At 71.1% G+C, this 23,747-nt stretch carries 20 protein-coding genes; 2 read left to right on the top strand and 18 right to left on the bottom strand.

Annotation, left to right across the window (positions count from 1 at the left end):
• Positions 1 to 2: 2 nt before the first annotated feature.
• From IEZ01_RS07420 to IEZ01_RS35840, 4 genes are all read right to left on the bottom strand, one after another.
• Positions 3 to 512: a GNAT family N-acetyltransferase gene (locus tag IEZ01_RS07420; protein ID WP_189200561.1), complete on the bottom strand. Its 510-nt coding sequence runs from the start codon at positions 510 to 512 to the stop codon at positions 3 to 5.
• Positions 512 to 1,453: an RluA family pseudouridine synthase gene (locus tag IEZ01_RS07415; protein ID WP_189200559.1), complete on the bottom strand. Its 942-nt coding sequence runs from the start codon at positions 1,451 to 1,453 to the stop codon at positions 512 to 514. The genes IEZ01_RS07420 and IEZ01_RS07415 overlap by 1 nt, the downstream gene beginning before the upstream one ends.
• Positions 1,454 to 1,496: 43 nt before the next feature.
• Positions 1,497 to 2,066 carry a signal peptidase II gene (gene lspA, locus IEZ01_RS07410; RefSeq protein ID WP_019885521.1) on the bottom strand — a complete coding sequence of 190 codons (570 nt, stop codon included), beginning with the start codon at positions 2,064 to 2,066 and terminating at the stop codon, positions 1,497 to 1,499.
• Positions 2,067 to 2,135: 69 nt separating this feature from the next.
• Positions 2,136 to 2,702 (bottom strand): TraR/DksA family transcriptional regulator, encoded by a 567-nt coding sequence (locus IEZ01_RS35840; RefSeq protein WP_019885522.1) that lies wholly within the window; start codon positions 2,700 to 2,702, stop codon positions 2,136 to 2,138.
• Between IEZ01_RS35840 and IEZ01_RS35835 the strand changes: the two genes are divergently transcribed.
• Together IEZ01_RS35835 and ileS are read left to right on the top strand one after the other, a co-directional pair.
• Positions 2,683 to 3,171, top strand: a complete 489-nt coding sequence (locus IEZ01_RS35835; protein ID WP_308427149.1) for a hypothetical protein — start codon at positions 2,683 to 2,685, stop codon at positions 3,169 to 3,171. The two genes, IEZ01_RS35840 and IEZ01_RS35835, sit on opposite strands and share 20 nt — an antisense overlap.
• 537 nt (positions 3,172 to 3,708) lie before the next feature.
• Positions 3,709 to 6,852: an isoleucine--tRNA ligase gene (ileS, locus tag IEZ01_RS07400; RefSeq protein WP_189200555.1), complete on the top strand. Its 3,144-nt coding sequence runs from the start codon at positions 3,709 to 3,711 to the stop codon at positions 6,850 to 6,852.
• A gap of 706 nt (positions 6,853 to 7,558) precedes the next feature.
• On the opposite strand, the gene IEZ01_RS07395 is transcribed toward ileS, so the two are convergent.
• From IEZ01_RS07395 to IEZ01_RS07330, 14 genes are all read right to left on the bottom strand, one after another.
• Positions 7,559 to 8,668: a DivIVA domain-containing protein gene (locus IEZ01_RS07395; RefSeq protein ID WP_019885525.1), complete on the bottom strand. Its 1,110-nt coding sequence runs from the start codon at positions 8,666 to 8,668 to the stop codon at positions 7,559 to 7,561.
• A gap of 55 nt (positions 8,669 to 8,723) precedes the next feature.
• A complete protein-coding gene (locus tag IEZ01_RS07390) occupies positions 8,724 to 9,014 on the bottom strand; it encodes a YggT family protein (protein WP_019885526.1) in 291 nt (96 codons plus the stop codon).
• Between the two features lie 70 nt (positions 9,015 to 9,084).
• Complete coding sequence (locus tag IEZ01_RS07385) at positions 9,085 to 9,708, bottom strand: cell division protein SepF (protein ID WP_019885527.1); 624 nt, start codon at positions 9,706 to 9,708, stop codon at positions 9,085 to 9,087.
• Between the two features lie 141 nt (positions 9,709 to 9,849).
• Positions 9,850 to 10,587: a YggS family pyridoxal phosphate-dependent enzyme gene (locus tag IEZ01_RS07380; protein ID WP_019885528.1), complete on the bottom strand. Its 738-nt coding sequence runs from the start codon at positions 10,585 to 10,587 to the stop codon at positions 9,850 to 9,852.
• 10 nt (positions 10,588 to 10,597) lie between these two features.
• The gene (gene pgeF / locus IEZ01_RS07375; protein WP_028797427.1) at positions 10,598 to 11,329 is read right to left on the bottom strand and encodes a peptidoglycan editing factor PgeF; all 732 of its coding nucleotides are present in this window, start codon (positions 11,327 to 11,329) and stop codon (positions 10,598 to 10,600) included.
• The gene (gene ftsZ / locus IEZ01_RS07370) at positions 11,326 to 12,540 is read right to left on the bottom strand and encodes a cell division protein FtsZ (RefSeq protein ID WP_019885530.1); all 1,215 of its coding nucleotides are present in this window, start codon (positions 12,538 to 12,540) and stop codon (positions 11,326 to 11,328) included. Before ftsZ ends, pgeF begins: the two co-directional genes overlap by 4 nt.
• Before the next feature lie 280 nt (positions 12,541 to 12,820).
• Complete coding sequence (locus tag IEZ01_RS07365) at positions 12,821 to 13,615, bottom strand: cell division protein FtsQ/DivIB (protein WP_189200553.1); 795 nt, start codon at positions 13,613 to 13,615, stop codon at positions 12,821 to 12,823.
• A gap of 13 nt (positions 13,616 to 13,628) precedes the next feature.
• Entirely contained in the window at positions 13,629 to 14,723 is a 1,095-nt protein-coding gene (gene murG, locus IEZ01_RS07360) for an undecaprenyldiphospho-muramoylpentapeptide beta-N-acetylglucosaminyltransferase (protein ID WP_019885532.1), read from the bottom strand.
• Between the two features lie 6 nt (positions 14,724 to 14,729).
• A complete protein-coding gene (gene ftsW, locus IEZ01_RS07355) occupies positions 14,730 to 16,073 on the bottom strand; it encodes a putative lipid II flippase FtsW (protein ID WP_019885533.1) in 1,344 nt (447 codons plus the stop codon).
• Between the two features lie 50 nt (positions 16,074 to 16,123).
• A complete protein-coding gene (gene murD / locus IEZ01_RS07350; RefSeq protein ID WP_078513270.1) occupies positions 16,124 to 17,566 on the bottom strand; it encodes a UDP-N-acetylmuramoyl-L-alanine--D-glutamate ligase in 1,443 nt (480 codons plus the stop codon).
• Entirely contained in the window at positions 17,548 to 18,618 is a 1,071-nt protein-coding gene (gene mraY / locus IEZ01_RS07345) for a phospho-N-acetylmuramoyl-pentapeptide-transferase (RefSeq protein WP_019885535.1), read from the bottom strand. The genes murD and mraY overlap by 19 nt, the downstream gene beginning before the upstream one ends.
• Entirely contained in the window at positions 18,615 to 20,039 is a 1,425-nt protein-coding gene (locus IEZ01_RS07340) for a UDP-N-acetylmuramoyl-tripeptide--D-alanyl-D-alanine ligase (RefSeq protein ID WP_019885536.1), read from the bottom strand. The genes mraY and IEZ01_RS07340 overlap by 4 nt, the downstream gene beginning before the upstream one ends.
• A 3-nt stretch (positions 20,040 to 20,042) precedes the next feature.
• Complete coding sequence (locus IEZ01_RS07335) at positions 20,043 to 21,680, bottom strand: UDP-N-acetylmuramoyl-L-alanyl-D-glutamate--2,6-diaminopimelate ligase (protein WP_189200551.1); 1,638 nt, start codon at positions 21,678 to 21,680, stop codon at positions 20,043 to 20,045.
• 27 nt (positions 21,681 to 21,707) lie between these two features.
• A complete protein-coding gene (locus tag IEZ01_RS07330; RefSeq protein ID WP_019885538.1) occupies positions 21,708 to 23,636 on the bottom strand; it encodes a peptidoglycan D,D-transpeptidase FtsI family protein in 1,929 nt (642 codons plus the stop codon).
• Between the last annotated feature and the right edge of the window lie 111 nt (positions 23,637 to 23,747).

Raw genomic sequence — 23,747 nt, 5'->3', positions numbered from 1 at the left:
AATCAGCGTGCGACGCCAGTCACGGACGGCGCCGGCCGCGGCGACTGGAGCGTGCGCCGCATCGCGCGGTGCGGGATGCCTGCGTCCGGGAACTCGGGGCCGTACGCAGCGTAGCCCAGCCGTTCGTAGAACCCGAGGGCCTGGGTCTGGGCGTGCAGGTCGACGGCGGTCAGGCCGCGGGCGCGGGCCGCCTCCTCGATCGCCCGGACCAGGGCGGCGCCGACGCCGAGACCGCGCGCCGCCTTCGACACGGCGAGCCGGCCCAGGGAGCCGACACCGCTCTCGCCGCCGGTCTTGCCGGCCGCGTCGGCGCCGTGGAGGAGCCGTCCCGTGCCGAGCGGGAGGCCGTCGGCGCGTATCGCGAGCAGGTGGACGGCGGTCGCGTCGTACCGGTCGTACTCGATCTCCTGCGGGACGCGCTGCTCGACGACGAAGACGTCCTTGCGGACGGCGAAGCACGCCTCACGGTCGGCCGGGTCGACGGCCTCGCGCACCACGTAGGAGGAGGGCATCAGTGGCTCTCCGCGGCGATCCGGTCCAGGGCGTCCTGCAGGTCCTGCGGGTAGGCGCTCTCGAACTCCACCCACCGGCCGTCGGAGGGGTGCTCGAAGCCGAGCCGCATGGCGTGCAGCCACTGCCGGGTCAGGCCGAGGCGCTTGGCCATCGTCGGGTCGGCGCCGTACGTGAGGTCGCCCACGCAGGGGTGGCGGTGGGCGGACATGTGCACCCGGATCTGGTGGGTGCGGCCGGTCTCCAGCTTGATGTCGAGCAGGGAGGCCGCGCGGAACGCCTCGATGAGGTCGTAGTGCGTGACGGACGGCTTGCCGTCGGCGGTCACGGCCCACTTGTAGTCGTGGTTGGGGTGGCGGCCGATGGGGGCGTCGATCGTGCCGCTCATCGGGTCGGGGTGGCCCTGCACGAGCGCGTGGTACCGCTTGTCGACGACGCGGTCCCGGAACTGCGCCTTGAGCAGGGTGTAGGCCCGCTCGGACTTGGCGACGACCATCAGGCCCGACGTGCCCACGTCGAGGCGGTGCACGATGCCCTGGCGCTCGGCGGCGCCGGAGGTGGAGATGCGGTAGCCGGCCGCGGCGAGGCCGCCGATGACGGTGGTGCCGGTCCAGCCGGGGCTGGGGTGGGCGGCGACGCCGACGGGCTTCACGATCACGACGATGTCGTCGTCGTCGTGGACGATTTCCATGCCCTCGACGGGCTCGGCGACGATCTGCACGGGCGCCGGGGCGCCGGGCATCTCGACCTCGAGCCAGGCGCCGCCGCTGACCCGCTCGGACTTGCCCACCACCGAGCCGTCGACCTGCACCTTCCCGGCAGCGGCCAGCTCGGCCGCCTTCGTGCGGGAGAACCCGAACATTCGGGCGATGGCGGCGTCGACGCGCTCGCCCTCGAGGCCATCGGGAACGGGCAGCGTACGGATCTCGGGAATCGTGCTCACCCGTCGAGTATGCAGGACGCCGCCGACACCCCCGTCCCGCCCATCAGTCCTTGTGGACGGTTCCGTCCGGGTCCAGGCCCTTGAAGGACAGGATCACGATCAGGAACCCGCCGCAGACGATGGCCGAGTCGGCGAGGTTGAAGACGGCGAAATGGGCGGGTGCGATGAAGTCGACGACCGCGCCCTGGAAGACGCCGGGCGAACGGAAGATCCGGTCGGTGAGGTTGCCGAGCGCGCCGCCGAGCAGCAGTCCGAGCGCGATCGCCCAGGGCAGGCTGTAGAGCTTGCGCGCGAGCCGGGCGATCACCACGATCACGGCCGCCGCGATCACCGTGAAGATCACGGTGTAGGCCTCGCCGATGCCGAAGGCGGCGCCGGCGTTCCGCATCGCCCGGAACTGCAGCAGGTCACCGATGATCTCGATGGGCTCGTGGTGCTCCAGCTTCGCCACCACGATCATCTTGCTGACCAGGTCGAAGAGGTAGGCGATGACCGCGACCGTGAAGAGCACGGCGATCCTGCGCCTGCCCCGGGTCTGCGGGGCGGCGGGGGTCGCCGACTCCTCGGCTCCTGCTGAATCCGGCGTACCGATGATGCGCTCCGCCTCTGCCACGTGAGTCCCTCAACCTAGGTGCCTGACTGTGCACGAGGGTACGGCACACCTGTACGGGCCCGGGACGGCTCAGCCGCGCCGCTCCTGCTTCTGCTTGTCCTCCACGCAGAGGGTCGCCCTGGGGAAGGCCTGCATCCTCGCCTTGCCGATCGGCTTGCCGCAGACCTCGCACAGGCCGTACGTGCCCGTGTCGAGCCGTTCGAGCGCGTGCTCGGTCTGCTCCAGCATCTCGCGCGCGTTGGCGGCGAGGGACATCTCGTGTTCGCGGGTGATGTTCTTGGCGCCGGTGTCGGCCTGGTCGTCCCCGGCGCCGTCGCCGGAGTCCCGCATGAGGCCGGTGAGGGCGGCCTCGGAGGCGCTGAGCTCGTTCCGGAGCCGGGTCGCCTCCTTCTCCAGGCCCTCGCGGGCCTCGTCCACCTCGGCCGGGGTCCACGGGTCCTCTCCGGGCCGTACGGCGAGCTCTCCGGGCGCGGCCGGGGAGGTACGGGCCGGGGGCACCGCACTCGCCGCGGCGGCGCCCTCGGCACCGGCCGTCGTGGTCCCACCCGCGGTCTTCTTCGCTGCCACCGTCCTGGCTCCCGTCTGCTGCGCGGTCGTGGTCTTCTTTGCGGCCTTCTTGGCCGCGGTCTTCTTCACGGGCGGCGCCTTCCTGGCGGGCGCCTTCCTGGCCGCCGTCGTCGTCTTGGCCGTGGTGTTCCTGGCAGTGGTGTTCTTCGTCGCCGGCGTCTTCCTGCTCTTCGTGCTCTTCGTGCTCTTCGTTCCGGCGGTCTTCGCCGTCTTCGTGGTCTTCGCGCTCGTCGTCTTCGCGCTCGTCGTCTTCGAGGTCGTCGTCTTCGGGGTCGTCGTCTTCGGGGTCGTCGTCTTCGGGGTCGTCGTCTTCGGGGTCGTGGGAGTGGTGCTCTTCGTGGCTGCGGTCTTCTTGGCCGTCGACTTCTTCGCTGTGGACTTCTTGGGCGCCGCGGTCGTCGTCCCGGCGGCCTTCTTCGTGGCCGTGGACTTCTTCCCGGTCACGTCCTTGGCCGCGGCCGCCGTCGTCTTCTTCGCGGCGGACTTCTTCGCGGCGGTCTTCTTCGCCACCATGTCGCGGCCCCTTCACATTTTGTGATCTTGCTCGCGAATCGTGCTGGGACGATAAATCGACCCCAGCCCCGCGGCAACGGGGCACGCCGCCCGCCGGGCCCTCCTTGCGCTTGTGACTCGGGAGCCTGCATCCGTTGTGCCCAGCTCCCCGCCCTGTAATCCGTCATCGGGAGGCCGCCCCAGCCCGCGACGGCCCGTATGGCCATTCGGGTCACGGCCGGGCCGCGGGGCGCCCCGCCGATAACCGGTCGGCCGAGCGGTGCCCCGGCCCGTACACTGGGCGCAGCGAAAGGCGTGGATGGGGACGAGTAGCGTCGTACGCAGCCATGAGCGACCCGGGGACGGTGCGAGCCCGGGGGCGAGCGCGATGTGAAGGATCACCCCGGAGCCGCCGGAAGAAAACCCGCTGGTGAGATACCCGGCGGGCGACTAGACCCGGCTTCGCGGCCCCAATGAGGGGGCGGTGCCCTGTGCGCCGCCAAGGAGGGTGGTACCGCGGGAGCGCGCAGCTCTCGTCCCTCCGACGGAACGACGAACAGTCCCGCCGGAGGAGAGACCGACGATGACACCGCCGCAGTACCGCCAGGTGCCCGCCCAGGTCGACCTGCCCGCGCTCGAGCACGCCGTGCTCGACTTCTGGCGCGAGAGCAAGGTCTTCGCGAAGTCCCTGGAGCAGTCCGAGGGCCGTCCGGAGTGGGTCTTCTACGAGGGCCCGCCGACCGCCAACGGCATGCCCGGCGCCCACCACATCGAGGCCCGCGTCTTCAAGGACGTCTTCCCGCGCTTCCGGACCATGCGCGGCTACCACGTGGCCCGCAAGGCCGGCTGGGACTGCCACGGCCTGCCGGTCGAGCTCGCCGTGGAGAAGGAGCTCGGCTTCTCCGGCAAGAAGGACATCGAGGCGTACGGCATCGCGGAGTTCAACGCGAAGTGCCGTGAGTCGGTGACCCGGCACACGGACGCGTTCGCGGAGCTCACGACCCGGATGGGCTACTGGGTCGACCTGGACGACGCGTACCGCACCATGGACCCCTCGTACATCGAGTCGGTCTGGTGGTCGCTGAAGCAGATCTTCGACAAGGGCCTGCTGGTCCAGGACCACCGGGTGGCCCCCTGGTGCCCGCGCTGCGGCACCGGCCTGTCGGACCACGAGCTGGCCCAGGGGTACGAGACGGTCGTCGACCCGTCCGTCTTCGTCCGCTTCCCGCTCACCTCCGGCCCGCTGGCCGGCGAGGCGGCGCTGCTGGTGTGGACGACCACGCCCTGGACCCTGGTGTCCAACACGGCGGTGGCGGCCCACCCCGAGGTCACCTACGTGGTGGCGTCGAACGGCGAGGAGAAGATCGTCGTCGCCGCGCCGCTGCTGGAGAAGGCGCTCGGTGAGGGCTGGGTGACCACCGGCGAGTCCTTCACCGGTGCCGAGATGGAGCGCTGGACCTACCGGCGCCCGTTCGAGCTGGTCGAGTTCCCGGACACCGCGCACTACGTCGTCAACGCCGAGTACGTCACCACCGAGGACGGTACGGGTCTGGTCCACCAGTCCCCCGCGTTCGGTGAGGACGACCTCAAGGTCTGCCGCGCCTACGGGCTGCCGGTGGTGAACCCGGTCCGTCCCGACGGCACGTTCGAGGAGGACGTGCCGCTGGTGGGCGGGGTCTTCTTCAAGAAGGCGGACGAGAAGCTCACCGCGGACCTCCAGGAGCGCGGCCTGCTCTTCCGGCACATCCCGTACGAGCACAGCTACCCGCACTGCTGGCGCTGCCACACGGCGCTGCTGTACTACGCGCAGCCGTCCTGGTACATCCGTACGACCGCCGTGAAGGACCGGCTGCTCGAGGAGAACGAGAACACCAACTGGTTCCCGGACTCGGTCAAGCACGGGCGCTTCGGCGACTGGCTGAACAACAACATCGACTGGGCGCTGTCCCGTAACCGCTACTGGGGTACGCCGCTGCCGATCTGGCGCTGCGAGGAGAACCACCTCACCTGCGTCGGGTCGCGCGCCGAGCTCACCGAGCTGACCGGCTCGGACCAGTCGTCGCTGGACCCGCACCGCCCGTACATCGACGACGTGACCTTCACGTGCCCGCAGGACGGCTGCGCGCTGACCGCGGTGCGGGTGCCGGAGGTGATCGACGCCTGGTACGACTCGGGTTCGATGCCGTTCGCGCAGTGGGGCTACCCGTACAAGAACAAGGAGCTGTTCGAGAGCCGGTACCCGGCGCAGTTCATCTCCGAGGCGATCGACCAGACCCGCGGCTGGTTCTACACGCTGATGGCGGTCGGCACGCTGGTGTTCGACAAGTCGTCGTACGAGAACGTGGTCTGCCTGGGGCACATCCTCGCCGAGGACGGCCGCAAGATGTCCAAGCACCTGGGCAACATCCTGCAGCCGATCCCGCTCATGGACCAGCACGGCGCGGACGCGGTCCGCTGGTTCATGGCGGCCGGCGGTTCGCCGTGGGCGGCGCGTCGGGTCGGCCACGGCACGATCCAGGAAGTGGTCAGGAAGACCCTCCTCACGTACTGGAACACGGTGGCCTTCCAAGCCCTGTACGCCCGTACGTCCGGCTGGGCGCCGAGCGCGGCGGACCCGGCGCCGGCCGAGCGGCCGGTGCTTGACCGCTGGCTGCTGAGCGAGCTGCACGCGCTGGTGGACCAGATGACGCAGGCGCTGGAGGGGTACGACACCCAGCGTGCGGGCAAGCTGCTGTCGGCGTTCGTGGACGATCTCTCGAACTGGTACGTGCGGCGGTCGCGGCGGCGGTTCTGGCAGGGCGACAAGGCCGCGCTGCGCACCCTCCACGAGGTCGTCGAGACCGTCACCCGCCTGATGGCCCCGCTGACGCCGTTCATCACCGAGCGGGTCTGGCAGGACCTGGTGGTGCCGGTGACGCCGGAGGCCCCGGAGTCGGTCCACCTGTCGACCTGGCCGGAGGCGGACCTGTCGGCGATCGACCCGGAGCTGTCGGCGCAGATGGCGCTGGTCCGTCGTCTGGTGGAGCTGGGCCGGGCCACGCGCGCGGAGTCGGGCGTGAAGACCCGCCAGCCGCTGTCGCGGGCGCTGGTGGCGGTGGCGGGCTTCGAGTCCCTGTCGCCGGAGCTGCACGCGCAGATCACCGAGGAGCTGAACGTGACCTCGCTGGCCTCGCTCTCCGAGGTCGGCGGCTCCCTGGTGGACACGACGGCCAAGGCGAACTTCCGGGCGCTGGGCAAGCGGTTCGGCAAGGGCGTCCAGGACGTGGCGAAGGCGGTCGCGGCGGCGGACGCGGCGGCGCTGTCGCTGGCGCTGCGCTCGGGTGAGGCGTCGCTGGAGGTCAACGGCGAGACGATCACGCTCACGCCGGAGGAAGTGATCATCACGGAGACGCCGCGGGAGGGCTGGTCGGTCGCGTCGGACGCGGGCGCGACGGTCGCCCTGGACCTGGAGATCACCCCCGAGCTCCGCCGGGCGGGCCTGGCCCGCGACGCGATCCGCCTGATCCAGGAGGCCCGCAAGAACAGCGGCCTGGACGTGGCGGACCGGATCGCCCTGCGCTGGCAGTCGACGGACCCGGAGGTCGAGTCGGCGCTGTCGGACCACACGTCGCTGATCTCGGACGAGGTCCTGGCGACGGAGTTCACGACGACCCCCGCGGACGACACCTTCGGCTCGCCGTTCACCGACGAGGGCCTGTCGCTGACGTTCCGCCTCCGCAAGGCGTAACGCCTGAGGCCCCGGGCCCGGCTGCCCCTCCGGGGGCGGTCGGGCCCGGGTGTTTCCCCCCGCCCAGGGGCGGGGCGATCTCCCCCACCCCACCCCTTCCCGAAACTCTGACGAGACGGGGGGAGCGGGACGATGGGGCTCTGCCCCAGCCCGCGCCCCGGGCAGGGGCGGAGCCCCGTACGCCGAGGCGCGTACGCCGCGCACGGCTCTGGCGACGCCCGGGCCGTGCCCGAGGGCCGAACGGCACCGAACGCCGGGATGTGCGCCGCGCGACAGCGCGGGCGACGACTCGGCCGGGCCCGGGGTCCGGGGGGCCGAAGTTGCGCGCTGCACGGCGCGTCGCGGTGCCCAGGGACGCGAATCCTGGACGGGCCCCGTACGCCGAGGCGTGCGCGCCGCGCGACAGCGCGGGCGACGACTCGGCCGGGCCCGGGGTCCGGGGCCGGTTCCGTACCCCGAGGTTGTGCGCCGCGCGGCGCGGAGCAGCCGCCTGGCGGGGTCTGGGGCGGAGCCCCAGTTTCGGGAAGTGGGGGTCCGCCCCCCACGCCCCAGGGCGTAGGGGGAGGGTGGGGGAACAAGCCCGCCGCAGGCCCACCCGCACCCACCCCACACCAAAGGGCCGGGCCCAGGACTCTCGTGTCCTGGGCCCGGCCCTTTGGTGCGACGCCTGCCGACGGCTACGCGCTCACCGCGCCCGTGGGCGCCGTCAGTTGTCGTCCTCGTCGATCAGGAAGCCACGCATCGGCGACGGGGCCTGCTGCATCGGCTGCGGGGCCTGCGGGCGGACCGGGGCCATCGGCTGGGTCATCGCCGGGGACATCTGCTGCTGGCCGCCGTAGGAGGGGCCGCCCATAGAGGGGCCGGAGCCCATCGACTGGTTGCCGCCGTAGGACGGGGCGCTCGCGCCGGCCGAGGCCATCGACGGGGACGGCGGCAGCGACGCGGTCGCCGGGGTCCGCGGCGGGGCCAGCGAGTCGTCGGCCTGGGTCTCCAGCTGGCGCAGCTGCGACTCCAGGTACGACTTCAGGCGCGTACGGTACTCACGCTCGAAGCCCCGCAGGTCCTCGACCTTCCGCTCCAGCGTGGCGCGGGCGGACTCCAGGGAGCCCATCGCGACGCGGTGCTTCTCCTGCGCGTCCCGCTCCAGCGCGTCGGCCTTGGCGCGGGCGTCCCGCTCCAGGCCCTCGGCGCGCGAACGCGCCTCGCCGACGATCTTGTTGGCCTCGGAGCGCGCCTCGGCGATCGCCTGGTCGGCGGTCTGCTGGGCGAGCGAGAGGACACGCGCGGCGCTGTCGCCACCGGGACCCTGAGCGGGCTGCTGCATCTGCGGCTGCTGGAGCTGCGGAGCGTGACCCATCTGACCACCCATGGGTCCGCCCATCGGGCCACCCATCGGACCGCCCTGCATCGGACCGGGGCCACCCATGGGGCCCTGCGGACCACCCTGCATCGGGCCGGGGCCGTGGCCCGGGCCGGCAGGAAGCTGAGGAGCACCGGACGGCAGCTGCGGCGGACCCATCTGCGGGGGCTGCTGCTGCACCGGCGGACCGGATATGGCGGCGGGCACGGGGGCGCCCGGACCGACGGGCCGGTCCTGCTGCTCCGGAGGCTTGCGCATGCCCTGCTGCTGGTTCTGCGCGGCGGCACGCGTCGCGGCGGCCAGCTTGGCGCGCAGGTCCTCGTTCTCGCGGAGCAGGCGGGTCAGTTCGGCCTCGACCTCGTCGAGAAAGGCATCGACCTCGTCCTCGTCATAGCCTTCTCGGAGGCGGACGGTCGTGAACTGCTTGTTCCGCACGTCCTCAGGGGTCAGGGGCATCTCTACTTCACCTCTACGTAGTCGTCGGCAGTCGGCAAGACCGTATCGTCCACATTCACCTCGCGAAGCTGCTCACGATGGAGATCAAGATGTAGACGATGATCATCAGAACGAAGAAGGACAGGTCGAGTGCCACGCCCCCGAGACGCAGCGGCGGGATGAACCGCCGCAGAAGCTTGAGCGGTGGATCGGTGACAGTGTAGGTGGCCTCGAGAACGACCACCATCGCCTTGCCGGGTTGCCATGAACGGGCGAACTGGAAGACGTAGTCCATGACAAGCCTGAAGATCAGCACGATGAGGAAGCACATCAGCGCGATGTAGACCACCTGTAGTGCGACGCCCATCCCGCGCTTCCCTCTCCCCTGGCTCTCGTCTTACCGGCCTCGCGGCCGGGTCGTTCCCGGTGTCGTTCTCTCAGCTCTGGTTGAAGAATCCGCCCTCTGCGATACGGGCCTTGTCCTCCGCCGTGACATCGACGTTAGCAGGAGACAGGAGGAACACCTTCTGCGTCACGCGCTCAATGCTGCCATGCAGCCCGAAGACGAGTCCCGCGGCAAAGTCGACAAGTCGCTTCGCGTCGGTGTCGTCCATCTCGGTCAGGTTCATGATCACAGGGGTGCCCTCGCGGAAGTGTTCCCCGATGGTACGGGCCTCGTTGTAGGTCCGCGGGTGGAGTGTGGTGATGCGGTAGGGCTCCCGCTCGGACACGACCTTGGGCATGATCACAGGTGCGTTCTTCTCCAGGTTCGGGCGTTCAGGTGTGATGGATGCCACGGGGGCGATTCGTGCCGGACGTCCGTTGTCGGCGGGAAGCGCGGCGGCGTGGGGCACCGGCTCCCGCTGGGCGGGCGGCGGTACGACTCGTACCGGTTCCTCCCGCTCCACCTGGTGCGGGGCCGGGTGGCGGCGCCGCTCACGCTCGGGCTCCGGCTCCAGCTCGGGTTCGAAGTCGTCGTCGGGGTCGAAGCCCCGGCCGTCGTACCCATCGTCCTCCACGAGGCCGAGGTAGACCGCCATCTTGCGCATCGCGCCGGCCATTCTCTGAGTCCTCCGCTCTGTGGTGGATCGCCCTACTGGCCAATGTCGCAGCGTCACCAAGTGCCCGCGATCCACTCGGTCTACCCACTTTTGAGTGGGAATGACCATATTTTCTGCTGTGGTCCGACTTGCTTCGCGACGTTACCCGAGCCGAGGACGGTCTCCGAGTACCGCCGTACCGATGCGCACATGTGTCGCTCCGGCCGCGACGGCCTCTTCGAGGTCCGCACTCATCCCTGCTGACACCATGTTCGCAGCAGGATGGTTCGCGCGCAGGCGGGATGCGAATTCCATCAGCCGCTCGAACGCCGCATGTTGCCGGCCCGCGAACGGTCCGGCGAGCGGCGCGACGGTCATCAGTCCGTCGAGCCGCAGCCCCTCGGCGGCGTCCACCGCCGCGGCCAACTCCTCGATGCCGTCGGGGGCGACGCCGCCGCGCGCGCCGCGCTCCCCCGCCTCGGCGTCGAGCGCGACCTGGACGAGGCAGCCGATCTCACGCTCCGCCTTCACCGCAGCCGCGGAGAGTGCGTCGACGAGCCTGATCCGGTCGACGGACTGCACCACATCGGCATAACCCACCACGGAACGGACCTTATTGGTCTGCAGCTGGCCCACGAAGTGCCAGGTGAGGTCAAGATCCGCGCACGCGGCGGCCTTCGGAGCGGCGTCCTGGTCGCGGTTCTCGGCGACATGCCGGACACCGAGCTCGTGCAGCAGCCGGACGTCGCTCGCGGGGTAGGTCTTGGTGACCACGATCAGGGTCACCTCCTCCCGCTTGCGCCCGGCGGCCGCGCAGGCGGCGGAGATACGTTCCTCCACCCGCGCCAGGTTCGCCGCGAGTTCGTCCCTGCGATCGGTGTGATCGGTTCGATCGGTCATGCCGTGTGCCTCATCCGTCCAGCCAGACATATCCGGCGAGCCGCCCGGTGGTGCGGTCCCGGCGGTACGAGTAGTGGTCGCGCGATTCCAGGGTGCAGACCGGGGACGCCGCTCGCTCCTTCACGCCCAGCGCGTCGAGCTGGGCGTGGACGCCGGCGGTGACGTCGACGGCCGGGGTGCCCCAGCTGGTCTCGGACCAGGCCGCCGGTTCGACCGCGGCGACGTCGGCCCGCATCTCCTCGGGGACCTCGTAGCAGCGTCCGCAGACCGCGGGACCGGTTCTCGCGGTGATCCGGGAGGGCTCGGCGCCCAGTTCGATCATGGCGCGCACCGCGGCGGGGACGACTCCGGCGACCATTCCGGGCCGGCCCGCGTGGGCCGCGGCGACCACCCCCGCGACCGGGTCGGCCAGCAGGACCGGGGTGCAGTCGGCCGTGAGGACGGCGAGGGCGAGTCCGCGCCGGGCGGTGACCACCGCGTCGACGCCCGGAATGTCGTCCGTGGTCCATGGACCGTCGACGACCGCGACGTCCGGGCCGTGGACCTGGTTCATCCAGACCACCCGCGCCGGGTCGAGCCCGAGAGTGGCGGCGGCCCGCTCGCGGTTGGTCCGTACGGCGGCGGGGTCGTCCCCCACCGCTCCCCCGAGGTTGAGCTCCTCGTACGGAACGGCGCTCACCCCGCCCCACCGGTCGGTGAAGGCGAAGTGGGCGCCGCTCACGTGATCGTGCTGCCCTATCACTTCAAGAAGTCCGGGACATCCAGCTCTTCGGCCGAGGTGTCCGGGTACGGACGGGCCGGCGGGACCACCGGCGGGGCGACCGGCGTGGCCGCGGTCTCGCTGGCGGCCGGGGCCGGCTCGGCCGGGGCGGCCGGCGGCTCCTCGCGGGAGGTGACCGTGCCGAGGCCGCCGATGGGGCGGGGCTCGGTCGGGCGGGTGGCGGGCGCCGGCTCCTCGCGCTTGGCGGCGGCCGAGCCGAGGATGTTGTCGCGGCGGGCCGGCGGCTGTCCGCCGTCGAAGCCGGCCGCGATGACCGTGACCCGGACCTCGTCGCCGAGCGCGTCGTCGATGACGGCGCCGAAGATGATGTTCGCCTCGGGGTGGGCGGCCTCGCTGACCAGCTGGGCGGCTTCGTTGATCTCGAAGAGACCGAGGTCGGAGCCGCCGGAGATGGAGAGCAGTACGCCCCGGGCGCCGTCGATGGAGGCTTCGAGGAGCGGCGAGGAGATCGCCATCTCGGCCGCGGCCACCGCGCGGTCGTCGCCGCGGGCCGAGCCGATGCCCATGAGCGCCGAACCGGCCTCGGACATGACCGACTTGACGTCGGCGAAGTCGAGGTTGATCAGACCCGGGGTGGTGATGAGGTCGGTGATGCCCTGCACACCGCTCAGCAGGACCTGGTCGGCCGACTTGAAGGCGTCGAGGACCGAGACCTGGCGGTCCGAGATGGACAGCAGCCGGTCGTTCGGGATGACGATGAGGGTGTCGACCTCTTCGCGGAGCTCGGCGATGCCGTCCTCCGCCTGGTTGGCGCGGCGGCGGCCTTCGAAGGTGAAGGGGCGCGTGACGACGCCGATCGTCAGGGCGCCGAGCGAGCGCGCGATGTTGGCGACGACGGGTGCGCCGCCGGTGCCGGTGCCACCGCCCTCACCGGCGGTGACGAAGACCATGTCGGCCCCCTTGAGGACCTCCTCGATCTCCTCGCGGTGGTCCTCTGCCGCCTTGCGGCCGACTGCCGGGTTCGCCCCGGCGCCGAGGCCGCGGGTGAGTTCGCGGCCGACGTCGAGCTTGACGTCGGCGTCGCTCATCAACAGGGCTTGCGCATCAGTGTTGATCGCGATGAACTCGACGCCCTTGAGGCCCACCTCGATCATTCGGTTGATGGCATTGACACCACCGCCGCCGACACCGATGACCTTGATGACTGCGAGGTAGTTCTGCGGTGCTGCCACGTCGAAGGCCTCTCGCCTCGAGTTACGTGTCGCCGCTGCGCGGTGGTAGACGCGTCGCGACGACGGATGCCGAATGGGACGGTCCGAAACGCCGACCCAAACCCTAACGTTGAAGTTTAGGGTTACCAGTGTGTCTGTTCGCTGGACTCTTCCGAACAGGACACTAAGTCGACAAGTGGCGCACGTTCAACGAACACGCCGAACCTCCCGTTTTTCTTTTCACCCTATGTGATCACCCATAGCGCTGACCAACCAGGGTGCTGGCCAGCACGGATGTGCGTCAACTCCGCGCTGCCGCCGGGGCACTCGGGGCGCTCACATCGAAGTGCCCCGCTTTGGGCGCGGCCTTCATCAGGGCGGTCAGGACCCGTGCCTTGGCGGGGCCGTCCTCGCCGCTGCCCCAGAAGACGGTGCGGCCCCGGCCGAGCTCCAGGGTGATGGAGTCGTACGAGGTCACGGTGACGACCCGGACGTCCTCGGCGATTTCTCCGGGGAGTTCGCCGGTCACCTCCACGGCCTCGGCCAGCAGCCGGTCGGAGTCGAAGCGGCGCAGGCTCGGGGAGCGCTCGGCGGCCAGGCGGAGCAGGGGTACGCCGGAGGGCGCCTTGTCGACCGTGGCGAAGCGCACGCCCTTCGAGTCCACTTCTGTGAACTTTCCGCCCTTTTCGATGAGGAGGACCGGCTTTCGTTCGGTCACTTCCAGAACGATTCCGTGCGGCCAGGAACGGCTGACCTCCACCGTGTCGATCCGGGGCAGTTCGCGGCGCAGCCGGTCCTCGATGTCTCCCGTGCCGACGGAGATCAGGGGGTCGCCGAGCGGGACCTCCGCGGCGGACTGGACCTCACGGGCCGTCAGGACCCGGACGCCGGAGACCCTGACGTGTTCGGCGCGGAGCCAGGTGGAGCCGTAGAGGACCCAGACCGCACCGGCGGCGAGGGCGAGTGCGAGCGCGCTCAGCAGGAGGGTACGCAGGCTCGAGAAGCCGCGGCCGGCCGGTTCTCCCGGGCGGGACGGCCGGCCCGACGACCCCTTCGGTGTGCGCGCGCCCCGTTCGGCGGTCGTCGGTCCGGCCACGTCCCCTGCCTTCCTACGCCTGTCGGCGTGCGGCGATCGCCTCGTACACCATGCCGACGAGAAGGTCGTCGGCGTCCCGGCGGCCGAACTCGGCGGCGGCGCGGGACATCTCGTACAGCCGGTGCGGATCGGCGAGCACGGGCAGGACGTTGGTCTGCACCCACTGCGGGCTCAGCTCCGCGTCGTCGACCAGCAGTCCGCCGCCGGCCTTGACCACCGGCTGGGCGTTGAGCCGCTGTTCGCCGTTGCCGATGGGCAGCGGGACGTAGGCGGCGGGCAGGCCCACGGCGGAGAGTTCGGCGACGGTCATGGCGCCGGCGCGGCAGAGCATCATGTCGGCCGCGGCGTACGCCAGATCCATCCGGTCCACGTACGGTACCGGGATGTAGGGCGGCATCCCGGGCATGTTGTCGACGCGCGGCAGTTCGTTCTTCGGGCCGACCGCGTGCAGGATCTGGATGCCGGAGCGCTGGAGCACCGGGGCGATCTGCTGGATCACCTCGTTGAGGCGGCGGGCGCCCTGGGAGCCGCCGGAGACGAGCAGCGTGGGCAGGCCGGGGTCGAGACCGAAGGCGGCGCGGGCCTCGGGCCGGACCCGGGCGCGGTCCAGGGTGGCGATGGAGTGGCGCAGCGGGATGCCGATGTAGCGGGCGCTGCGGAGCTTGCTGTCGGGGGTGGCGACGGCGACCCCGGCGGCGTAGCGCGAGCCGATCTTGTTGGCGAGGCCGGGGCGGGCGTTGGCCTCATGGACGACGATCGGTACGCCGAGCCGCTTGGCGGCGAGGTAGCCGGGCAGGGCCACGTAGCCGCCGAAGCCGACGACGCAGTCGGCCTTGGTGCGCTCCAGGATCTGCTCCGCGGCCTTGATGGTGCCGCGCAGCCGCCCGGGGACGGTGATCAGCTCCGGGGTGGGCTTGCGCGGCAGTGGCACGGCGGGGATGAGCGCCAACTCGTAGCCCCGCTCGGGTACGAGCCTGGTCTCCAGGCCCTTCTCCGTGCCGAGGGCCGTGATCCCCACGCTGGGGTCCTGCCTGCGCAGGGCGTCCGCGAGGGCGAGCGCGGGCTCGATGTGGCCGGCGGTCCCCCCACCGGCGAGTACGACATGCACCGAAATTCACCGCTCTCCGGACGGACGCTTCTTGACGCGCCGTCGCATCGACTTCCATCTCACCCCGGCTCGCCTGCCCACGGAGGGCCGGCGCATGGCCAGGGCCGCTTTCGCGGCGGGATCCTCTCGCGCGAAGGCGATCAGCAGCCCGACGGCGAACATGGTCGGCAGCAGGGCCGATCCACCGTAGGAGAACAGCGGGAGGGGAACACCGGCGATCGGCAGCAGACCGAGCACCGCACCGATGTTGACCACGGCCTGGGCCGTGATCCAGGTGGTCACGCCTCCCGCGGCATACCTGACGAAGGGATCCTCCGTGCGTCCGGCCACGCGGATACCCGCATAGCCTAGAGCCGCGAACAGGGCCAGCACCGACAGCGTCCCCGCGAGACCCAGTTCCTCCCCGGTGACGGCGAAGATGAAGTCGGTGTGAGGTTCGGGTAGTTGGCCCCATTTTTCCACACTTGCACCAAGACCGGAACCGAACCATCCGCCCGATGCCAGAGCATAGATGCCGTGCACGGCCTGGAAACACTCGCCCTTGGGCCCGAGGTCCGTCGCACCGACGCAGTCGAAGCGGGAGAGCCGGTTGGCGCTGGTCTGGATGAACAGCGCACCGACCAGGCCGGCCACCCCGAGGACGCCCGCGAAGAGCCGGGTGGGCGCGCCGGCCAGCCAGAGCAGGCCGAAGAGGATCGCGGTGAGGATGATCGCCGTACCCATGTCGCCGCCGAGCATGATGAGGCCGAGCAGCAGGAAGGCGACCGGCACCAGCGGCACCAGCAGGTGTTTCCACTGGGTCAGCAGCCGCCGGTCCTGCTTGCGGGCGAGCAGATCGGCGCCCCACAGGATCAGCGCGAGCTTGCCGAACTCGCTGGGCTGGAGCTGGAAGGGACCGCCGAGGTAGAGCCAGTTCTGGTTGCCGTTGACCGACATCCCTATCCCGGGGACCTGCACCAGCGCCATCAGGAAGACGCTGCCGACCAGCAGCGGGTAGGCGAGGGCCCGGTGGAGCCTGGAGGGCATCCGGGAGGCGATCAGCAGCAGTACGGTGCCGATGGTGGCGGCGAGGAACTGCTTGCGGAAGAAGTACGTGGCGCCCTTGTCCAGCTCCAGGGCCTTGATCATGGAGGCTGAGTAGACCATGACGAGGCCGAGGACGGTGATCAGCAGTCCGGCGCCCAGGATGACGTAGTAGGCGGTCAGGGGCCGGTCCCAGGCCCGTCGCGCCTGCTCGTACAGGCGTCGTACGCCGGAGCCGCGCGGGGGCCGCGACGCACCGGGCCGCCGGCCGCCGGAGGCCGAGGACCTGCGGCTACGGGCGGCGTGCGCGGTGTCCTGCGGCGCCATGATCGCTGTCCCCTCCAGTCGTGCCCGGCGCGGCCGGGCCTGATGGCTGGTCAGTCGCGCGCGGCGGCGAGCGCCCTGACCGCTTCCGCGAACGCCTCGCCTCGCTTGTTGTAGTTGGTGAACATGTCCATCGAGGCACACGCCGGGGCCAGCAGTACGGTGTCCCCGGGCCGGGCGAGCCGGGCCGCCTCCTGGACCGCCGCCGACATCGCCCCAGTGTCGGTCCGGTCGAGGTCGACGACCGGGACCTCGGGCGCGTGTCGCGCGAGCGCTTCGGCGATCAGGGCCCGGTCCTGGCCGATCAGGACGACACCGCGCAGCCGCTTGGCGGCCTTCTCGACGGTCGCGTCGAACGTCGCCCCCTTGGCGAGGCCGCCGGCGATCCAGACGATCGGTTCGTAGGCCGCCAACGACGCCTCGGCGGCGTGGGTGTTGGTCGCCTTGGAGTCGTCGACGTAGGCGACGCCGTCGATGTTCTCGACGTGCTCGATGCGGTGGGCGTCGGGGCGGAAGGCCCGCAGTCCGTCCCGTACGGCCGTGGCCTCGACGCCGAAGGCGCGCGCGAGGGCGGCCGCGGCGAGGGCGTTGGCGATGTTGTGCGGGGCCGGGGGGTTGATGTCGGAGATCTGCGCCAGCTCCTGGGCCTGCTTCTGGCGGTTCTCGACAAAGGCGCGGTCGACGAGGATGTCGTCGACGACACCGAGCTGCGAGGGGCCGGGGGTGCCGAGGGTGAAGCCGATGGCCCGGCAGCCCTCCTCGACGTCGGCCTCGCGCACCAGGTCCTCGGTGGCGGGGTCGGCCGCGTTGTAGACGCAGGCGACCTTGTTGCCCTCGTAGATACGGCCCTTGTCGGCGGCGTAGGCCGCCATGGAGCCGTGCCAGTCCAGGTGGTCCGGGGCGAGGTTGAGCACGGCGGCCGAGTGGGCCCGCAGGGACGGCGACCAGTGCAGCTGGTAGCTGGAGAGCTCGACGGCGAGGACGTCGTACGTCTCCTCGCCGAGGACCGCGTCGAGCAGCGAGACGCCGATGTTGCCGACGGCGGCCGTGCGTAGTCCGGCCGCCTCAAGGATCGAGGCGAGCATCCGTACGGTCGTGGTCTTGCCGTTGGTGCCGGTGACCGCGAGCCAGGGGGCCGGTTCCCGGCCGTCCAGGCCGCGCAGCCGCCAGGCGAGTTCGACATCGCCCCAGACCTCCACGCCCGCCTCGGCGGCGGCCGCGAAGAGCGGCTTGTCGGGCTGCCAGCCGGGGGTGGTGACGATCAGTTCGGTACCGGACGGCAGGGTGGCCCCGTCGCCGAGGCGGACGGTGATCCCCTCGGCCTCCAACTGGGCCGCCTGTGCCCGGGAGCGTTCGTCGTCGCCGTCGTTGACGACGGTCACGTCCGCGCCGAGGCCGTGCAGGACGCGGGCGGCGGGGATGCCGCTCACGCCGAGTCCGGCGACGGTGACCTTCTTGCCCTGCCAGTCCGGGGTGCTCACTTGTCCGCTGCCCATCCCGCGTAGAAGAGGCCGAGGCCGACGATCACGCACATGCCCTGGATGATCCAGAACCGGACCACCACAAGGACTTCGGACCAGCCCTTGAGTTCGAAGTGGTGCTGGAGCGGCGCCATCCGGAAGACCCGCTTGCCGGTCATCTTGAACGAGCCGACCTGGATGACCACGGACATCGTGATCATCACGAAGAGGCCGCCGAGGAGGGCGAGCAGCAGCTCCGTACGGGAGCAGATGGCCAGACCGGCCAGCGCGCCGCCGAGGGCGAGGGAGCCCGTGTCACCCATGAAGATCTTGGCGGGCGAGGTGTTCCACCACAGGAAGCCGAAGCAGGCGCCCATCAGGGCGGAGGCGACCACGGCGAGATCCAGCGGGTCGCGCACCTCGAAGCAGGCGTTGGGGTTGGTCAGCGTCATCGCGTTGGCGCAGGACTCCTGGAACTGCCACAGCCCGATGAAGGTGTAGGCGCCGAAGACCATCACCGAGGCGCCGGTGGCGAGGCCGTCCAGACCGTCGGTGAGGTTCACGCCGTTGGACATGGCCAGGATCATGAAGAGCGCCCAGACCACGAACAGCACCGGTCCGATGGACCAGCCGAAGTCGGTGATGAAGGAGAGCTTCTCGGAGGCCGGGGTCAGCCCGCGGAAGTCGGCGAACTGCAGCGACAGCACCGCGAAGGCGATACCGACGATGAGCTGGCCGGCCATCTTGGCCTTGGCCCGCAGACCGAGCGACCGCTGCTTGACGATCTTGATGTAGTCGTCGAGGAAGCCGACCAGTCCCATGCCCGCCATCAGGAAGAGCACCAGGACGCCGGAGTACGACGGGTCCTCGCCGGTGATGACCTTGGCGAGCGCGTACGCGATGAGCGTGGCCAGGATGAAGGAGATACCGCCCATGGTGGGCGTGCCCTTCTTGCTGCCGTGGGTGCGCGGGCCGTCGTCCCGGATGAACTGCCCGTATCCCTTGCGGGCCAGCAGTTTGATGAGCAGCGGGGTACCGATCAGGGTCAGGAAGAGCCCGATGGCTCCCGCGAAGAGGATCTGCCTCATCGGCCGGCGACCTCGCTCCCGGAGTCGAGCAGTGCCAGGGCGACCCGCTCGAGACCGACCGACCTGGACGCCTTCACCAGCACGACGTCTCCCGGGCGCAGCTCACTGCGCAACAGGTCGACCGCCGCCTGCGCGTCGGACACGTGCACCGACTCCTCACCCCACGAACCCTCGTTATATGCGCCCAGTTGCAGCCAGGACGCTTCCCTGCCCCCGACCGCGACGAGCTTGCTGACGTTGAGCCGGACGGCGAGCCGTCCGACCGCGTCGTGCTCGGCGAGCGACTCGTCGCCGAGCTCGGCCATCGGGCCGAGCACCGCCCACGTACGACCCCCCTGGGCCTGTGCGGCCTTGCCCATGGCCGCGAGCGCGCGCAGGGCGGCTCGCATGGACTCGGGGTTCGCGTTGTAGGCGTCGTTGACGACCGTCACGCCGTCCGGACGCTCGGTGACCTCCATGCGCCAGCGCGACAGGGTGCCTGCCTCGGAGAGCGCGGTGGCGATCTCGTCGACGGGCATGCCCAGCTCATGGGCGACGGCGGCCGCGGCGAGCGCGTTCGACACGTGGTGCTCACCGTACAGGCGCAAGGTCACGTCGCTGCACCCGGTGGGTGTGTGAAGACTGAAAGAGGGCTGACCATTCGCTGTGAGCCGGACATTCTCGGCACGTACGTCGGCGTCGTCGGCCTCGCCGAACAGCGTCACGCGCGCGTGGGTCCGCCCGGCCATGGCCCGTACGAGGGGGTCGTCGGCGTTGAGGACGGCCACGCCGCCCGCGTCGGCGGAGGGCAGGGCCTCGACGAGTTCGCCCTTGGCCTGGGCGATCTGGGCGCGGCCGCCGAACTCGCCGATGTGGGCGCTGCCGACGTTGAGGACGAGACCGATCCGGGGCGGGGTCAGTCCGGTGAGGTAGCGGATGTGGCCGATGCCTCGGGCGCCCATCTCCAGGACGAGGTGGCGGGTCTCCTCGCTCGCGCGCAGCGCGGTGAGGGGCAGGCCGATCTCGTTGTTGAGGGAGCCGGGGGTCCACACGGTCGGCGCGTGGTGCTGGAGGACCTGGGCGATCAGGTCCTTGGTGGAGGTCTTGCCCGCCGAGCCGGTGAGGGCGACGACGTCGGTGCCGAGGCGTTCGACGACATGACGGGCGAGGGCGCCGAGGGCTGCCTGGACGTCGTCCACGACGATGGCGGGCACCTGGACGGGGCGGGTGGCCAGCACCGCCGCCGCGCCCGCCTCGACGGCGCGCTGCGCGTAGTCGTGGCCGTCGGCGTGCTCGCCGGCGAAGGCGGCGAAGAGGCTGCCGGCCCGCACCTCACGGGAGTCGATGACGACGGGGCCGGTGACCATCAGGTCCGGATCCGGTATGTCGTACGACTGCCCGCCGACGACTGCGGCGATCTCGGCGAGGGAGAGGGCGATCACAACTTATCCCTGACTGTTCTGGATGGCTTCGCGCAGGACCTGGCGGTCGTCGAAGGGGCGTACCACCCCGGCGATGTCCTGGCCCTGCTCATGGCCCTTGCCCGCGACGAGGACGGTGTCGCCGGGCTCGGCGCGGGCCACGGCCGCGGCGATCGCGGCGGCCCGGTCGGGCTCGACGAGCACGTCGCCGCGTTCGTGGACGGGGACATCGGCGGCGCCGGCGAGCATGGTGGCGAGGATGGCGAGGGGGTCCTCGGAACGGGGGTTGTCGGAGGTCAGTACGGCGGTGTCGGCGAGGCGGGCGGCGGCGGCGCCCATCGGGCCGCGCTTGGTGGTGTCGCGGTCGCCGCCGCAGCCGAGGACGACGTGGAGCCTGCCCTCGGTGACCTTGCGCAGGGAGCGCAGGACCGATTCGACGGCGTCCGTCTTGTGGGCGTAGTCGACGACGGCGAGGTACGGCTGGCCGGCGTCGACGCGCTCGAGGCGGCCGGGGACGCCGGCGACGGCGGTGATGCCGTCGGCGGCGGTCTGCGGGTCGAGTCCGGCGACGGCGAGGGTGACGACGGCGGCGAGGGTGTTGGCGACGTTGAACGGGCCGGGCAGCGGGGCGGTGGCGGAGATCCGCTCGCCCTTGGGGCCGACGGCCGTGAAGGTGCTGCTGTCCTGGCGCAGGTCGATGTCCTCGGCACGCCAGTCGGCGTCGGGGTGGCCCTCGGCGGAGAAGGTGGTGACGGGCACCGTGGCCTCCTTGGCCAGCCTCCTGCCGTACTCGTCGTCGAGGTTGACCACCGCCTCGCGGGAGCGGTGCGGGGTGAACAGCTGCGCCTTGGCTCGGTAGTAGTCCTCCATGTCGGAGTGGAACTCCATGTGTTCCGGGCTGAGGTTGTTGAAGACGGCGACGTCGAAGACGCAGCCGTCGACCCGGCCGAGCACGAGGGCGTGGCTGGAGACCTCCATGGCGACCGCGTCGACGCCGCGTTCGCGCATGACCGCGAACAGGGCCTGAAGGTCGGTGGCTTCGGGGGTGGTGCGCTCGGACTTGATGCGTTCGTCGCCGATCCGCATCTCGACGGTGCCGACCAGTCCGGTGTGTCGGCCGGCCGCCTTGAGCCCGCCTTCGACCAGGTAGGCGGTGGTGGTCTTGCCGGAGGTGCCGGTGATGCCGATCTGGAGGAGGTCGCTGCCCGGGCGGCCGTAGATCTCGGCGGCGAGCTCGCCCATCCGGCCCCGCGGGTTCTCGGTCACCAGGACCGGCAGGCCGGTCTCGGCGGCGCGTGCGGCGCCGGAGGGGTCGGTGAGGATCGCGGCGGCGCCGAGTCCGGCGGCCTGGGCGACGAAGTCGGCGCCGTGCATCCGGGCGCCCGGCAGTGCGGCGTACACGTCACCGGGGCGGACGGCCCGGGAGTCGTGAGTGATGCCGGTGACTTCGCCGCTGCCGGGGAGGTCGGCACCCAGGCGGGCGGCCAGCTCGCCGAGGGGGGTCGGGTGGACCCGTTCCGGCCGGGGCGGGGTGGTTCGGTACTGATCAGCGTGTGGCACGGCGGTGAGCGTACCGGGCGCACCCTGCGAGGGCCTAAATGGGCGGGCCGCGCCGTCGGGGTTCGGTTTCCGGTTCCCGGACGAGGGGGTGATCGTTGTCACTGGTGCTCCCGGCGGCTCAGGCGTGGATCAGGGCTTGAAGGTGACCGGCATCCGCGGGGGTTGGGCGCCGGTCGGGGCGACGTGCAGGGTCTTCAGGGCGAATTCCATGACCTTCTTGTAGATCGGTCCGCAGATCTGGCCGCCGAAGTAGCTGCCCTTGGTGGGGTTCTGGATGGCGCAGTAGACGGTGATCCGGGGGTTGTCGGCGGGGGCGAAGCCGGCGAAGGAGGCGGTGTAGCCCTTGTAGCGGCCGGTGGCCGGATCGACGCGGTTGGCGGTACCGGTCTTGCCGGCGACGCGGTAGCCGGGGATGGCGGCCTTGGTGCCGGTGCCTTCCTCGTCACCGACGACGGATTCGAGCATCTGGGCGAGGGTCTTGGCGGTCTTCTCGCTGACGACCCTGGTCCGCTCGGGTGCGGGGGCGGGGGTGAAGCGGCCGTCGGGTCCCTTGGTGCCGCGGACGATGGTGGGCTGGATGCGTACGCCGCCGTTGGCGATGGTCGAGTAGACGGACGCGGCCTGCATGGCGTTGAGGGAGAAGCCCTGGCCGAAAGGGATCGTGTACTGCTGCGAGGTGGACCAGGCCTTGGGCTTGGCGAGGATGCCGGAGCTCTCGCCCGGATAACCGAGTCCGGTGGGGCTGCCCATGCCGAACTTGCGCAGGTAAGAGTCGAGGACCGCGTTCGCCTCGGGCTGCGTCTTGCCGAGGCGGCCGGTGGCCAGGATCGTGCCGATGTTGCTGGATTTGGCGAGGACGCCGTTGAGGGTGAGGTGCCAGGTGGGGTGGTCGATGTCGTCCTTGAAGAGCCGGTCGCCGCGGTGGAGCCGGTTGGGGACGGTGACGTGGGTGTCGGGGGCGGCGGCGCCCTCTTCGAGCACGGCGGCCATGGACATGACCTTGGCGGTGGAGCCGGGTTCGTAGACGTCCTGGAGGGCGGCGTTGCCCATGGCGGCGGCGTTGGCCTGGGAGAGGTCGTTGGGGTCGAAGCCGGGGGCGTTGGCCATGGCGAGGATCTCGCCGGTGCGGGTGTTCTGGACCATCACGTAGCCGCGGTCCGCCTTGGACTTGGTGACCTGTTCGGTGATGGCCTGCTGGGCGGCCCACTGGATGTCCCGGTCGATGGTGAGCTCGATGTCGGAGCCGGGGACGGCCGGGGTCTCGCGGGCTCCGGCGGTGGGGACGCGGCGGCCGCCGGACTGGGCGTAGGTGATCTTGCCGTCCTTGCCGGCGAGTTCCTTGTCGAGCATGGACTCCAGGCCGCCGGCGCCGTGGCCGTCGGCGTTGACGTAGCCCAGTATCCCGGCGCCGAGCCGGCCGTTGGGGTACACCCGCTTGCTGCTCTTCTCGTTGAAGACACCGGCCAGCACGCTGATGCCGGTGCCGCCCTTGGCCTTGGAGGCGCGGGCCTTCTCGGCGAAGACGTTCTTGAGGTCCTTGATCTGGTTCCAGACCTGGGGGGTCTGGCGGCGGGCGAGGACGGTGTAGCGGGACCCCGGGGCGCGGAGTTTCTTGGCGAGCTCGGCGGCGTCCCTGCCGAGGATGGGGGCGAGGAGGGCGGCGGCCTGTTCGGGCGCGTCCTTCACCTTGCTGTCCTCGGGCGTGAACATCTTGGGGTCGGCGGTGATGTCGTACGCGTCGACGCTGGCGGCCAGGGCGATGCCGGAGCGGTCGGTGATCTCGCCGCGTTCGGCGGCGAGGGTGTGGCTGAGGTACCGGTTCTTCTCCGCCTTGGCGGCGTACGCGCTGGCGTCGACGGCCTGGACCTGCAGGAGCCGTACGACGAAGGCGAGCATCACCAGGGTCAGGCCGAGGCTGACCAGGCGCAGCCGGGGGCGGGGGCTGCCGAGCCGGATCGTGCGCGGCCGGGCGGTGGTGCGGGGACGCTGGGGGCGCGCGGTGGGCCGGGGGCGCGCGGGGCCCGGTACGCGGCGGCGCGAAGGGTCCTGGGGCGGCACTGCGTCACCTGCCGGAGGTCGTCGGGGCGGGTTTCACGGGGGCCGTGCGGGGCGGCGGGGAGGAGGCGGGCGCGGTGGGCTCGGGGGGCGGTGCGGGTGCGGCGGCGGGGC

Source organism: Streptomyces purpureus (assembly GCF_014648195.1).
GTDB lineage: Bacteria > Actinomycetota > Actinomycetes > Streptomycetales > Streptomycetaceae > Streptomyces > Streptomyces purpureus.
This window is presented reverse-complemented; position numbering and strand designations above follow the sequence as displayed.

Bases quoted from the DNA above. Each gene is read 5' to 3' on its own strand.
- IEZ01_RS07390 (WP_019885526.1), bottom strand. From the start codon at position 9,014: ATGGGCGTCGCACTACAGGTGGTCTACATCGCGCTGATGTGCTTCCTC.
- ftsW (WP_019885533.1), bottom strand. From the start codon at position 16,073: ATGGCGCCGCAGGACACCGCGCACGCCGCCCGTAGCCGCAGGTCCTCG.
- IEZ01_RS07395 (WP_019885525.1), bottom strand. From the start codon at position 8,668: ATGCCCCTGACCCCTGAGGACGTGCGGAACAAGCAGTTCACGACCGTC.
- IEZ01_RS07420 (WP_189200561.1), bottom strand. From the start codon at position 512: ATGCCCTCCTCCTACGTGGTGCGCGAGGCCGTCGACCCGGCCGACCGT.
- mraY (WP_019885535.1), bottom strand. From the start codon at position 18,618: ATGAGGCAGATCCTCTTCGCGGGAGCCATCGGGCTCTTCCTGACCCTG.
- ileS (WP_189200555.1), top strand. From the start codon at position 3,709: ATGACACCGCCGCAGTACCGCCAGGTGCCCGCCCAGGTCGACCTGCCC.
- murD (WP_078513270.1), bottom strand. From the start codon at position 17,566: ATGGGCAGCGGACAAGTGAGCACCCCGGACTGGCAGGGCAAGAAGGTC.
- IEZ01_RS07385 (WP_019885527.1), bottom strand. From the start codon at position 9,708: ATGGCCGGCGCGATGCGCAAGATGGCGGTCTACCTCGGCCTCGTGGAG.
- IEZ01_RS07380 (WP_019885528.1), bottom strand. From the start codon at position 10,587: ATGACCGATCGAACCGATCACACCGATCGCAGGGACGAACTCGCGGCG.